6 protein-coding genes and 2 pseudogenes are annotated in these 13,536 nt (G+C 64.0%); 2 read left to right on the top strand and 6 right to left on the bottom strand.

The genetic code is table 11. The features are described from left to right. The 3 genes from C7G41_RS06115 to C7G41_RS06100 form a co-directional block, all read right to left on the bottom strand. A complete protein-coding gene (locus C7G41_RS06115; RefSeq protein ID WP_106941721.1) occupies positions 1-903 on the bottom strand; it encodes an ABC transporter permease in 903 nt (300 codons plus the stop codon). A gap of 208 nt (positions 904-1,111) precedes the next feature. Beyond that, positions 1,112-2,065 (bottom strand): ABC transporter permease, encoded by a 954-nt coding sequence (locus C7G41_RS06105; RefSeq protein ID WP_007599552.1) that lies wholly within the window; start codon positions 2,063-2,065, stop codon positions 1,112-1,114. A gap of 196 nt (positions 2,066-2,261) precedes the next feature. After that, positions 2,262-3,914: an ABC transporter substrate-binding protein gene (locus C7G41_RS06100; protein ID WP_106941720.1), complete on the bottom strand. Its 1,653-nt coding sequence runs from the start codon at positions 3,912-3,914 to the stop codon at positions 2,262-2,264. A 210-nt stretch (positions 3,915-4,124) separates the two neighbouring features. On the opposite strand from C7G41_RS06100, the gene C7G41_RS06095 reads away from it, so the two are divergent. Beyond that, positions 4,125-5,720: an ABC transporter substrate-binding protein gene (locus tag C7G41_RS06095; protein ID WP_106941719.1), complete on the top strand. Its 1,596-nt coding sequence runs from the start codon at positions 4,125-4,127 to the stop codon at positions 5,718-5,720. 197 nt (positions 5,721-5,917) lie between these two features. Here C7G41_RS06095 and C7G41_RS06090 read toward each other — a convergent pair whose 3' ends face one another. The 3 genes and pseudogenes from C7G41_RS06090 to C7G41_RS38190 all read right to left on the bottom strand — a co-directional run. Next, positions 5,918-8,149 (bottom strand): CHASE2 domain-containing protein, encoded by a 2,232-nt coding sequence (locus C7G41_RS06090; protein ID WP_106941718.1) that lies wholly within the window; start codon positions 8,147-8,149, stop codon positions 5,918-5,920. Between the two features lie 151 nt (positions 8,150-8,300). Further along, positions 8,301-12,713, bottom strand: a complete 4,413-nt coding sequence (locus C7G41_RS06085; protein ID WP_106941717.1) for a VCBS domain-containing protein — start codon at positions 12,711-12,713, stop codon at positions 8,301-8,303. Beyond that, positions 12,634-12,918: pseudogene (locus C7G41_RS38190) on the bottom strand (hypothetical protein); the annotation flags it as partial. The gene C7G41_RS06085 and the pseudogene C7G41_RS38190, both read right to left, overlap by 80 nt. Between C7G41_RS38190 and C7G41_RS38725 the strand changes: the two are divergent. Beyond that, positions 12,919-13,479, top strand: a pseudogene (locus C7G41_RS38725) (hypothetical protein); the annotation flags it as partial. Between the last annotated feature and the right edge of the window lie 57 nt (positions 13,480-13,536).

The following is a 13,536-nucleotide window of genomic DNA, read 5'->3' as shown; positions in this document are numbered from 1 at the left end:
CTAGTTCCTGATGTCCATGGCGCTGCGCAGGCCGTCCGAGAGCAGGTTGAAGCAGATCGAGACCGCGAAGATCATCGCACCGGGGAGTGCGGCGACCCAGGGATTGACATAGATCGCGGTGCGCAAGGTGTTCAACATCAGGCCCCATTCCGGCTCGGGCGGCTTGGTACCGAGTCCAAGGAAGGACAGGCCTGCCGCGAGGATCATCGAGACCGAGATCAGGCTGGTGGCATAGACGAAGATCGAACCGAGCACATTGCCGAGGATATGCACGCGCATGATGGTGAAGGGGCCGGCGCCGGAGGCACGCGCGGCGTCGACGAAGTCCATGTTGCGCACGCCGGTGGTGACGCTTTCGGCGACGCGGGTAATCTGCGGCACGAACACGACCGTCAACGACACGATGGAATTGAGGATGCCGGCTCCGAGTGCGCCCGAGATCGCGATCGCCAGCAGCACGGATGGAAAGGCATAGAAAACGTCGATCGTGCGCATGATCGCGGTGTTGAGCTTGCCGCCGACATAGCCGGCCACGAGGCCGAGCGACGTGCCGATGCAGAAGGCGAGGATCACAGGCAAAATGCCGATCAGAAGCGACAGCCGGCCGCCATAGATTAGCCGCGCCAGCATGTCGCGGCCGAGCTCGTCGGTGCCGAGCGGATAGCCCGACGTGCCAATGTGCCGAAGGCGCCGGATCATCGAGCCCTTGTAGGGATCTTCAAGACCGAGCCAGGGCGCAACGATCGCGGACAGGAAGATCAACAGCAGCACCAGCGCGCAGACCATGCTGACCTTGTCGCGCCGGATACGGCGGCCGACGGTCGCCCAATAGCCGCGCGCCTTGGTCGCGGGCGCGGACTGAAGCGCGGCGTCGGAGGTGGCGGAGAGCGGAAGCTCGCTCATCGGCGAGCCTCCGTTAAGCATCGCGGGATTCGATGCCCATCAAGGCGGCGGTGCACCTCTCCCGCGTGCGGGAGAGGTCGGCGCGCAGCGCCGGGTGAGGGTTCTTTCCTCTTGGGGGTTCTCGATTGAGGAGACACCCTTTCCCCAACCCTCCCCCGCAGGCGGGGGAGGGAGCGCACCTTTTTCACGGCTCCAGCCTCGCTCATCGCTAGCCCCGCTTGATGCGCGGGTCGATCGCGGCTTGCGCGATGTCGACCAGCAGATTGAGGAAGACGAAGAACAACGCCAGGATCAGAATCGTGCCCTGGAGCAGCGGCAGGTCGCGCTGGAAGATCGCCGAGTTGAGCAGGAAGCCCGAGCCCGGCCAGGAGAACACCGTCTCGATCAGGATCGAGCCGCCTAGCATGTAGCCGAGCTGAAGTCCCATCACTGCGAGCGCGGTGGGCGCCGCGTTCTTGATGACGTGGCGGAACACGCCGCGCTCATGCAGGCCTTTTGCACGCAGCGCCTCGACGAAGTCCTGGCTGAGGATGTCGCCGGTCAGTGCGCGCACCGTGCGGGTGACGATGCCCATCGGGATCACCGATGTCGTGATCGCCGGCAGCACGAGATATTGCAGATGCGCCCAGTCCCAGGCCCAGGCGGCCGAGCCGCCGGGTCCGGCGCCGACGGCGGGCAGCCAGTTCAGCTGGACCGAGAAGATGATGACGAGCACCATGCCAAGCCAGTAATGCGGCACCGAAACGCCGGCGATGGCAAAGGACGTCGCCAGCTTGTCGATCCAGGTCTCCCGGAAATAGCCGGCGATCAGGCCGAGCAGGATGCCCATGGTGAAGCCGATGATGGCGGCGGCAATCGCCAGCGTAACCGTGTTGCTGACCGCGCGCATGACTTCGGCGAGCACCGGGCGGCCCGTGGCGATGGAATTTCCGAGATCGCCATGTAACGCGCGGAGCAGCCAAAGCCCGAACTGCACCGGCAGCGGGCGGTCGAAACCGTAGGCGGTGCGGAGCTGCGCGGCGAGCTCCTGCGAGGCGTCGGCCGGCAGCACGGCGACGAGCGGATCGCCCGGCGTGATGTGCACGAGCAGAAAACACACCAGCGCGACGCTGATGACGATCGGAACGACGTAGACGATGCGTCTGGCGATATAGGCGAGCACGTTGTTTCTTTTCTTCTCTTCTCCCCTTGCGGGAGTAGGTGGCGCGAAGCGCCGGATGAGGGGTATCTATCCGCGATTACAATCTCGGTGACTGAGAGAGTGTGTCTCGCGGAAAAGAGACCCCTCACCCGGCTTCGCTTGAGCGAAGCCACCCTCTCCCGCAAGGGGAGAGGGTGCACTGAACAAGCCGAGAGAACTACTGCATCGACACCAGCGAGAAGTCGATGAACCAGCTCTTCGGCTGCACGACGCCAGTCACCTTCGGGCTGATGGCGCGGGGGCCGACGTCATGGGCGACGTAGAGGAAGGCTGCGTCGTCGACGGAGGCCGCGTGCAGTTCGGCGAGCGCGGCGTCACGCGCGGCGGGATCGAAGGTCTGCCGTGCCTTCTTCACGAGTTCGTCGAACTTGGGATTGTTGATGAACCCCCAATTGTTCGAGACCGGCGGGGCCATGCCCGATTGCAGGAAGCGCACCAGTGCGAAGAACGGGTCCATCGCCGCATAGGTGACGTTGGTCGCGTTCGAGCCGTTGGCGCTGGGATCCTTGGCACCGCGGCGCCAATTGGTGAACAGCGTATTCCACTCGATGACGTCGAGCTGCACGTCGAAATAGCATTCGGCGAGGGCCTGCTGCAGATATTCGTTCATCGGCAGCGGCTGCATCTGGCCCGAGCCGGACGCCGAAGTCTGCGTCTTCACCGTCAACTTCTTGTTAGGGCCGAACCCGGCCTCCTGCATCAGCTTCTGCGCAGCCGCCTTATCGTACTTGATCTCGAAGGTCGGCTTGCCGCGCCAGGGATGGCCAGGCTCGAAGGTGCCGGTCGCAGGCACCATCAACCCCGCGAGCAGGCCGTCCTTGAGGCCTTCGCGATCGACGCAGAGGTTCGCAGCCTTGCGCACGCGGATGTCGTTCCAGGGCGAGCCCTCGACGCGCGAGAACTGCCACGGCCAGACGTGCGGCTGCTCGTTGGCGTAGAGCTTGAAGCCACGCTGCTTGAGCTCGGGCAGCGCGTCCGGCGCCGGGGCCTCGACCCAATCGACCTGCCCTGAGAGCAGCGCCGCGGTGCGTGCGTTCGCCTCCGGCATCGGCAGGAGCACCATCTTGTCGACCTTGGGCACGCGGTCCTTGTTCCAGTAGCTCGCATTCTTGACCAGCTCGAGGCGCTCGCGCGGGGTGAAGCCCGCCATCTTCCACGGACCGGTACCCGCGGCGTCCTTGGCGAACGCGGTCCATGCGGCCTGCGACTTGGCCTTGGCGCCCTCCGCCTTGTCGTAGAAGGCCTGCCACTTCGCCGGGCTCGCCATGAAGAGATTGGTGAGGTTGATCGGCAGGAAGCTGTCGGGCTCCTTGGTGGTGAGCTCGACCGTCATGTCGTCGATCTTCTTCGCGGACGCCAGCGTCGGCATGCGCGAGGCCGTAACGCCGACCTGGCTGGCGTCGAATTGCGGCGCATCCTGCTTCAGCACCTTCTCGACGTTCCACACCACGGCGTCTGCATTGAACGGCGAGCCGTCATGGAAGGTGACGCCCGGCCGCAGCTTGAAAGTCCATTTGGTCTTGTCGGCATCGTCGACCTTCCACTCGGTGGCAAGGCCGGGGATCACCACGCTCGCCTTGTCGGCCGAGGACAGGTCCCAGCCGGTGAGCGCGTCGTACATGGTGAGGCCGGTGAAGCGATTGCCTTCAAAACCCTGATCGGGCTGGCCCAGCGTGCGCGGAATATCGGCAGCAGTCATGGCGATGCGCAGCACGGTTTCGGCACCGGCCGCGCGCGGCCACGCAGCCGCGCTACCGAGCGCCAGCAACGCGATCAGCGCCGCGCGGGTCTTGTTCTTGTTGATCAGCATTGCCTCAATCCTTTTCCGGCTTCGATGACTAATTTTGATGCAAACGTATGCAATGGCTATGCCAATGGGGAAACTTTTTCTGCAAATTGCCCCTGCGACGACAAGTCCTTGTGATGACACCTCGGCAAAAGCACCTCGCTGCCTATTCTGGCATCAAGATTGCAGGTTTGGCTCCGATTGTCCTTGAAGTCTTCCCTGGAGCTTTGGCCTATGCGTATCCGACTATCGACCTGTTTCGCCGTGCTTGCACTGGCGTTGTCCGCAATTCCGGCGGGCGCCGAAACGGTGCTGCGCTACGGCATCTCGATGGCGGACATCCCGCTGACCACCGGCCAGCCCGACCGCGGCGCCGGCGCCTACCAGTTCACGGCCTACACCATCTACGATCCGCTCGTGGCCTGGGAGATGGACGTCGCCGACCGGCCCGGCAAACTGGTGCCAGGGCTCGCCACCGAATGGAAGGTCGACGATACCGACAAGACCAAATGGCGCTTCACCTTGCGCAAGGGCGTGAAGTTTCACGATGGCAGCGAGTTCAACGCCGATGCCGTGATCTGGAATCTGGACAAGGTGCTCAACGACAAGGCGCCGCAATTCGACAAGCGCCAGAGCGTCCAGGTCAAGACCCGCCTTCCTTCGGTCGCGAGCTATGCCAAGATCGACGACTCCACGGTGGAGATCACCACCAAGACGGTCGATTCCTTCTTTCCCTATCAGATGTTGTGGTTCCTGGTGTCGAGCCCGACGCAATACGAAAAGCTCGGCAAGGACTGGGACAAGTTCGCGAGCCAGCCCTCGGGCACCGGCCCGTTCAAATTGACCAAGCTGGTGCCGCGGGAGCTCGCCGAGCTCACGAAGAATCCGGATTATTGGAACAAGAAGCGCATTCCCAAGGTCGACAAGCTCGTGCTGGTGCCGATGCCGGAAGCGCTGACGCGCACCAATGCGCTGCTGGCCGGGCAAGTCGATCTGATCGAGACGCCGGCGCCGGATGCCGTGCCGCAGCTCAAGGCCGCCGGCATGAGGCTCGTCGACAACGTCACGCCGCATGTCTGGAATTACCATCTGAGCGTGCTGCCGGGTTCGCCGTGGACCGACATCCGCCTGCGCAAGGCGCTGAACCTCGCGATCGATCGTGAAGCCGTGGTGGGCCTGATGAATGGCCTTGCGAAACCCGCCAAGGGACAGGTCGATCCGTCGAGCCCCTGGTTCGGCAAACCGAGCTTCGAGCTGAAATACGATGTCGCCGCCGCGAAGAAGCTGGTCGAGGAGGCCGGCTACTCCAAAGCGAAGCCGCTGAAGGCGACCTTCATCATCGCACAGGGCGGCACCGGCCAGATGCTGTCGCTGCCGATGAACGAATTCTTGCAGCAGAGCTTCAAGGAGATCGGCATCGACATCGATTTCAAGGTCGTCGAGCTCGAGACACTCTATACGCACTGGCGCAAGGGCGCAGCCGACGAGATGAACGCCGGCATCACCGCCAACAACATCGCCTACGTCACCTCCGACCCGCTCTACGCCATCGTCCGCTTCTTCCATTCGAGCCAGATCGCGCCGGTCGGCGTCAACTGGGGCGGCTACAAGAACCTGAAGGTCGATGCGCTGATCGACGAGGCCAAGCAGACCTTCGACAGCGTCAAGCAGGACGAGCTGCTGGCGCAAGCGCATGCGCTGATCGTCGACGACGCCACGCTGGTGTGGGTGGTGCACGACACCAACCCGCACGCGCTGTCGCCCAAGGTCAAGCAGTTCGTGCAGGCGCAGCACTGGTTCCAGGACCTGACGACGATCGGGGCGGAGTGAGGCTCAAGGCCGGCACTCAGCTTCCGCAAACACCACCGTCGTCCTGGCGAAAGCCAAGACCCATAACCACCGGCCTTTGTTTTGCGAAGGCTGGTGGTTGATGGCTCGCGGCCACAACTGCTCCCTGGGGTAATGGGTCCTGGCTTTCGCCAGGACGACAGCGAGCGTGTGGCGGCAAGCGAGAGCCTCTCCGCCCCCTACTTCGTCAGCAGCGCATAGGCCCCGGTCCAGCCTTCCGGCGGCGGATTGACTTGGAATTCCTTGATGCGCACTTCATAGAGCTTGAACAGCTTTTCCAGCGTGTCGGCATCCTCGCTCCTGCGGCCGCGTTCGATCGCGTCCAGCGCGCCCTGCCAGTCGCGGCTGCGATAGCAGCCGAGCATTTCGATGGTGACGTTGCGCAGGCGCTGGAAGGCGCCGGAATGCATCACGTCCGCGCGGCCGGCGATGGCGTAGATCACTTCCGGCTCGGTCTTGCCCTTGACCATGATGAAGTCGAGTTCGAGAATCGCGAACTTGTCCTTGGCGGCGAGCGCGGTCCTCGAGCCGACGATGATGGGAAAGCCGTATTCCTTCGACTGGCCTTCGAGACGCGAGGCCAGGTTCACGCTGTCGCCGAGCACCGAATAGTTCTTCTTCAGGTCGGAGCCCATGTTGCCGACGACGCCGATGCCGGTGTTGAGACCGATACCGACATTGAGCGGGATATAGACGTGGCCGCCATCAATGGCTTCCTGCTCGCGGTCCTTGTTCACGGCGTCGATCTTCTCCAGCATCTGGATCGCGGCCTCGCAGGCGTTGACCTCGTGCTCGGCATCGTCGAGCGGCGCGTTCCAGAACGCCATGATGGCGTCGCCCATATATTTATCGATATAGCCCTTCTGATCGATGATCACGTCGGTCAGCGGAGTCAGGAAGCGGTTCATCAGCGCGATCAGGCCCTGCGGATCGTGCTTGTAGGTTTCCGATATGGTGGTGAAGCCGCGCACGTCGGAGAACATGATCGTCATTTCGCGCTCCTCGCCGCCCAGGACCAGCTTTTCCGGCGACTGCGCCAGTTGCTCGACCAGGACCGGCGACATGTATTGCGCGAACATGCCGCGGATCTGCACGCGCTGCCGCTGCTCGCGTACGAAGCTGGCAAAGATCAGCGTCAGATAGATCGCGGTGGTCGAGAGCAGCGGATAAGTGAAGTCGATGAGATAGCGGTGCTGCGCATAGAAGAACCAGGACACTCCGATCAGGATCGCGGCGAAGGTCGCGCCGGCAAGCACGAGGCGGACCGGTCCGAGGTTCGGCGTGAAGATGATGACGAGCAAGCCGATGACGAGCGCGGCGAGCAGCTCGACGCCGAGCGCATAGTTCGGCTGGGATATCACCGCGCCGCTCAGCACGCTCTCCAGCACCTGGGCGTGGATCTCGACGCCGGGCATGGTCGAGGACACCGGCGTGGTCTTGATGTCGTTGAGCCCAACCGCGGAGGTGCCGATCAGCACCAGCTTGCCGGCGATCTTGTTCGGCGACACGGTATTGTCGAGCACGTCGGCGGCCGAGACGTAGATCGAGGGATCCTGGCGGGCGTAATGCACCCAGAGCTGACCGTTCCTGTCGGTTGGGATCTCCACGCCCTTGAGACGCACGGCCCGCACGCCGGTCTTGTCGGTCCGGACCAGCAGCGTCGGCGTGCCCGTGACGACGCGCAAAATCTCGAGGCTGAGCGAAGGCATGACCATGCCCTGCGCGCGCATGATCATCGGCACGCGCCGGATCAGGCCGTCGCGCTCGGTCTTGATCGAGAACAGGCCGCGGCCGGCCGCGACCTTCTCGATCTCGGGCACGTTGCGCAACAGCCCAGGAAATTCGAACAGGAAGCGCTCAGCCCCTTCCTCGCCGACGGTTGCGACGCCGGTGAAGGGCAGCGACTTGTCGACCTCGGACGAAATCGCCCGCTGCCCGGTCTCGCCCAGGATCACGCGCGAGCGCTTGATCGCTTCGGAGAGGATCTGGTCGTTGCTCGGCAGCTCGCGCAGCTTGGCGCGGGTGGCGTCGTCCAGGTAGCGCATCTGGCTCGCGACCAGATCCGGATTGAGCCGGTCGGCCTCCGAGAACACGACGTCGAAGCCGATTGCGACCGCACCGTTATTGGTGAGGTTCTGGATCAGGTCGGCGATTCGCGTGCGCGGCCATGGCCACTGGCCGAGCTTGGCGAGGCTCTTGTCGTCGATGTCGACGATGGTGACCGGCCGCGCCGTCTTGTGGCGCGGATCGATCAACTGAAACATGTCGAAGGTGCGCAGCCGCAGTTCCTGGATCGGCGGCGGATCCCAGAGGCGAGCGCCGGCAAATACCACCAGCAGCGCAAGGCACATCAGCCGCGCAAACCCCAGCTTCCGCGCAAACCACCGCCGCAGGATCTTGAGACGTTTCATTTCAGTAGGACTTCCTGCAAACCCGCACCGCGCCGTGCGCGCCGATCATGCAGCGTCCGTGCGCGATTGGCCATTCCCTGGATGCGGAGGAGTATGGATTTTTTGCCGCGGTCAAGCCGGGCGCCGGCCTCAGGCAAGACCCGGTCGAAGATCAGGTGATGTGGAAGATGAAATCGCTGCCCTTGAGGTTGGCGGTCAAACTCTTCAGCAGGATCGACTCCTGCTCCAGCACAGGCTCTCCCTCACGCTGGCCGATCTCGTGGCTCCAGGAAACCAGCGTGTCGCCGGATTGGAGGGTGAAGGAGAGATCGTCGATGGAGCCGACATCCGAGAACTGCCGCAGGTCGATCTTGTCGAGGCCCGTCGCGAAATCGGTGATGGTGTGCTCGCTATCGCTTCCCGATGCGTTTGGCGAGAACACGAACTGATCCTTGCCGCCGCCGCCGGTCAACGTGTCGCCGGTATCCGTCGCGAAGATGACGTCCTTGCCGCTGGTGCCTTGCAGGCTGACGCCCTCGCTGGTGTCGCCGGCCTCGTTGAAGATGAAGTGGACGGTGTCGAACAGGCCCGTGGTCTTGTCCGTTACCGTCAGTGTGATCTGGTCGGTCGCGGGCGGGGTGGCTCCTGGACTGTAGGTGATGCCATCGACGAGGGCCGAGTTGATATCGTCGAGGTTGCCGCAAGCCGTCCCCGGATCGACGCTGCTGTCCGGATCATGCCCGGTTATGGCGGTCATCTTGAAGTCGTCCGTCGCGGCACCGGAATCGGTGTCGACGACTGAGAGACGGGTGATGGAGTCGGTGTTCAGCTCGTTGCTGTGCGAGACCTGGAAGTGATCGGTGTTGATGACAGGACCGTAGGCGGGTGGCGCCGTCACTTCCGTATCGATAGTGGTGAGGTCGTGCGAGACAGGCGTCGTTCCGCCGGTGCCCGTCGCCGTAAGATCGATAATCGCGGGCGACGAAGAATCGGTGATTGCACCGGTATAGGTGTCGTCGAGGGCATGCACGCCCAACGCATCCGGCGTCCCGGTGAAGCCAATGGCCGGCACGAAGCGGATCAGCGTATCCAGACCCAGCACCAGCGCACTCGTGTCGCTGACCGCCCCGACATCAACCCACTGATCGGTTCCGGCGAGCTCGTACTGCCAGACGCCCTGATCCGAGGTGGCACTATCCGCGCTAACCGCGACGGCCTGGAAGCTCGCGCCGTCGTCGGCGTCGTGGAACTTGCCGGCAAAGAGATGGCTGACTGTGGAGCCAGCCGGATCGCTGTTATCTCCACTGACCGAGGCCAGCGTCGCGTCACCCAGGGTCGGTGCATCGTTGCTGCCGGCGATGTTGAAAGTGACGACGCCGTTGCCCGTGCCGGTCGGCGTGTGGCTATCGTCTGGCACGATCGTGTACTGCAGCGACAGCGTGTGGCCGGCGGCAAGGAAGTCGAAGGCTTCGCTGCCTGAATTGAAGTCCCACGTGAACGTGGCGTGGGTGGCGGAGCCATCGAGAATGTCCCCGGGCTGCACGGCCAGATAGTTGAGCAGCGTCGCGCTCGAGGGCTCGCCGACATAGCCGGTCTGGAGCACGCCGTCCAAATAGATATCGAGATGATCGACGGCGACCGTCACGTGATCGGTGGTGTCGAGGTCGGATAGCGTCAGCGTGCCGGTCTCGCCCAGCCCCGCATTGGTCTCGCTCACGGTAGCGCCGGCGATGTCGCCGCTTGCGGCCGTGATCACCGGCGCGTCGTTGGCGCCTGTTACGTTCACCTCGAACGTCGCCGTGCCGACGGCGCCTTGCGCGTCCGTGGTCTGCACCGTGAACGTATCGATATGATTGCCTTGCGAAAGCGCGTTGATCGAAGCCGCGTCGGGAACGTAGGTGTAGGTGCCGTTCGCGTTGACCGTCAGCGAGCCGTACAGGCCAGCCGTCGTCCCATGACTATCCGCGTTCAGAACGGCATAGGTCAGCCCCGCCGTCTCGCCATGGTCGGCGTCGGTTCCGACCAGCGTTCCTGTGACGTCCGAGAAGCTGTCGGTGATGGAGGTATCGACGAGCGGATCCGTGGTGACCGCGGCCACGGTCGGCGCGTCGTTCTTGCCCGTGATCGTGATCGTGACGTCGGTTGTGCCGGTCTTGCCGTAATCGTCCGTGATCGTGACGGTAGAAACCACTTTCGCGGTCTGGTCCTTGGCGAGGAAATCCAGCGCGCCGTCGGCGATCGAATAGCTCCAGGTGACGGTGCCATTGTTCAGCCCGGCCTGCGGCAGAAGCGTCAGTCCGCTCTTGAGCGCCGCGATCTCGTCAAGCGTGAGCGACGAGGTGAGATTAGTGCTGTGATCGGCGCCAAGCGAGGTCACGACCTGGCCGGTGATCTGTGCCGCCGGCACGTCGGTCAAGTCGATGTCGGTGAAGTCGATCGCGCCAGTCACGGGCGTTGACGTAACGGACGTGGCGAAGTCGCCGGTGGTGTCCGCCTGCTCGGAGACACCTCCCGCCAGCACGCCGCCGGCCGTGAAGGCCGGCGCGTGGTCATCGGTCATCGTGATCAGCGTGTGGCCGGTGCCGTCGTCACTACCGGCGAAATGGGCATTGCTGTAGTCGGCGCCGGCCAGGTCCAGGCTGATGTGATTGCCGTCCGCATCGGTCACCGTCAGCACGCCGCCGGTGGAGGGATTGCTGTTGGCGACATAGACTGCGCTGGTACCGAGCCCATACTTGATGGTCGACAGGTCAATCGTGTCGTTCGTGGACAGCGCCGCGATAGAGCCGCCGAAGGTCGACGCATCGATCTGAAGATGGGCGCCGTCGCCGTCGAGCGTGATCGTTTGCGTGGCCGTGACCGTGCCCTCGAGCTTCAGCCACGCGCCGACATCGACGGTGACCGAGCCGGTACCGGACAGCGAGCCGAACAGCGTCAGCGCCCCGTCATGGACCTCGATGCTGCCGGTATTGGCGACGGTGCCCGTGATCGACGCCGTGCCCCAGCTGTCGACGGTCGCGTAATTCTCGACGCTCAGCCCGGTCCCGGAGATCGACGCGCCATGCAGATCGATGGCGCCGTGGTTCACGATCGACGACGCGTTGCCGAAGATGCCGCTGCCGGCGACCGTCCAGGTGCCGCCCAGCTCGTTGTTGAACGTCGCGGTAGCAACCGAGATATTGCCGCTGATGTGGCCGGCATTGTTGATCGTGATGGCGCCGCCGGTCTCGACGATGGCGTAGGTCGCAGCGGTCACGGTCGAGGCGACGGCTGGTCCGATCGTTCCGGTGGCGGAATTGTCGATCTGCGCGATGCCGGTCGCGTTCTCCTGGATGAAGATCGCCGCATGGGCGCTCGGGGCCACGATCGATCCGGTATTGGTGATATGGGTCGAGCCGGTCGCGCCCACTTCGTTCTGCGTCACGCTGATGCCGGCGAGGCTCGTGCTGGTGATACCACCGTGATTGACGATGGTGACGTCGCCGCTGCCGTTGGCGATGGCAGACACGCCGACCGCGCCGACGGCAGAGCCATTATTGGTGACGCTGACGTCGCCGCCACCGTGATCGAAGGCGCCGATAGCGGTACCTGCGGCCGAAATCGAGGAGGTCGCGCCGGTCGTGACTGTGAGGTTGCCGGCACCCCAGGTGAACGCCTCAATGCCGTAGCCCGCATCGGCGATAATCGTTGCATCGCTCGTAACGGTGACGTCGCCCTTGACCGCATTCGAGAACGTGCCGGTCCCGCCGGGCTTGTAGCCGGCGATGATCCCGCCGGGAATGGTGCCGTCGTTGTTCGAGGTCGAGCCGGAGTGGATCGTGCCATGGGCCTCGACGGAGATCGTGCTGCTGATGCCGGCAGCGATCGCAGTGGCGTAGTTGACCGCCACGATGCCGGTGCTGCCAGACGTGATACTGTCGCCGTTCGCCATGGTGACGCTGATGTCGCCCTGGTCGATGCTGTAGGCCCTGATGCCGTAGCTCGCCGCACCCGAGATCGTGACATTCTGGCCGAGCGTGACCGCCACGTCGCCGCTGCCGCCGCTCAATGCCGCGGCGTTGATGCCGACGCTCTCTGAGCCCGACACAGAGATCGTCGTCCCGGCGAAGCTGTTCACCGTGACGTCGCCGTTCCCGTAATTATAGGCGTTGATGCCGTAACCGACCGAGGCGGTGATGTTGGCATGGTTGTTGACGATGACCGTGCCGTTGACCGCGGTATTGGCGTTAGTGCCATTGGTGGCACCGGTGTAGCCGGCCTCGATGCCGCCCGGCGTATTGCCGCCGAGATTCAGGCTGCTGCCGGAATTGATCGCGCCGTAGGCATTGACGGTGATGGTGCTGGCGGATGTCGCGCCGAGCACGATCGATCGGTTGACGGCGACGATGCCGGAACTGCCCGAGGTGACAACGCTGCCGACCTTGGTCGTGACGGTCTGGTCACCGGCGCCGTAGCTGCGCGAGCGGATACCATAGATCGAGCTGCCGGTGATGGTACCGCCGGCGTCAATGGTGATGTCGCCGCCGCCCAGCGTGACCGCATCGATACCGTATGCGCCGGCGCTGTCGGCGAATGGCGAAGCCATCGCTAACACCGGCACGTTGGCGGCGATCAATCACGGGACACTGAAGCTGATCGGGATGACCGTGACCGACAGCCGACTGGTAGAGCACGAACAGCGGCTGGTAGCTCCGTGCGGCGTCGTCCTCGACCATTGCCATGCGGCGGTTGTCGAGCATCAGCCAGTGGCCGTCGAGCCGTGCAGCGATAACCGCATGCTCTTCGCCGGCCAGCGCGATCGCAAATGCAATCTAGTGGGCAAGGAGAACGTGCCGCTCGGGGAGCTCGAGTCCGCGGAGGACTGTCTCGCCGACTATCTGAAGCACAAGGCCGACGAGATTGGCGCGGCGAAAGGCGATCCGAAAAAGGTGTTCGGCCGGCAGGTCGCAGCCCGCGCGCCCGACACCGATGCCGTCGATTTTTGCGCCGCGCGAATCCACGCGGCCAATTCCTGCGGCAACTTCCTCCGCATCAACCGCGTCTATGCGCTCGACAGCCAGGTGGGCGAGCAGGAGGCGCAGGTCACGGGCGAAATCGAGATGGCCGTGCTGGCACCCTTCGCCACCTGCAGCAAGATCGCCACGACGTGCACGGGCACCTGCTGGGACGCCGGAACGGGGCGTCCCCAGCCCGGCGTCGGCAACAAGGAGCGCTCCGCAGACGCCTTCAACGTCACACGCCGCCTGCGGATCCAGCGCACGTTTGCGTTTGTCAAAGCCGCCGACGGCTGGCGCTGCCGGGAAGACGAGCTGGCCCCGGTGAATTCAGGCACCGCAGGCGGGGGATCGTAGATTCTATCTCGGTGTGTCGCGCTTTTTTCCTTCTCCCCTTGTGGGAGAAGGTGGCGC

Origin of the sequence: Bradyrhizobium sp. MOS002, assembly GCF_003020115.1 — a bacterium.
Lineage (GTDB): Bacteria > Pseudomonadota > Alphaproteobacteria > Rhizobiales > Xanthobacteraceae > Bradyrhizobium.
This window is presented reverse-complemented; position numbering and strand designations above follow the sequence as displayed.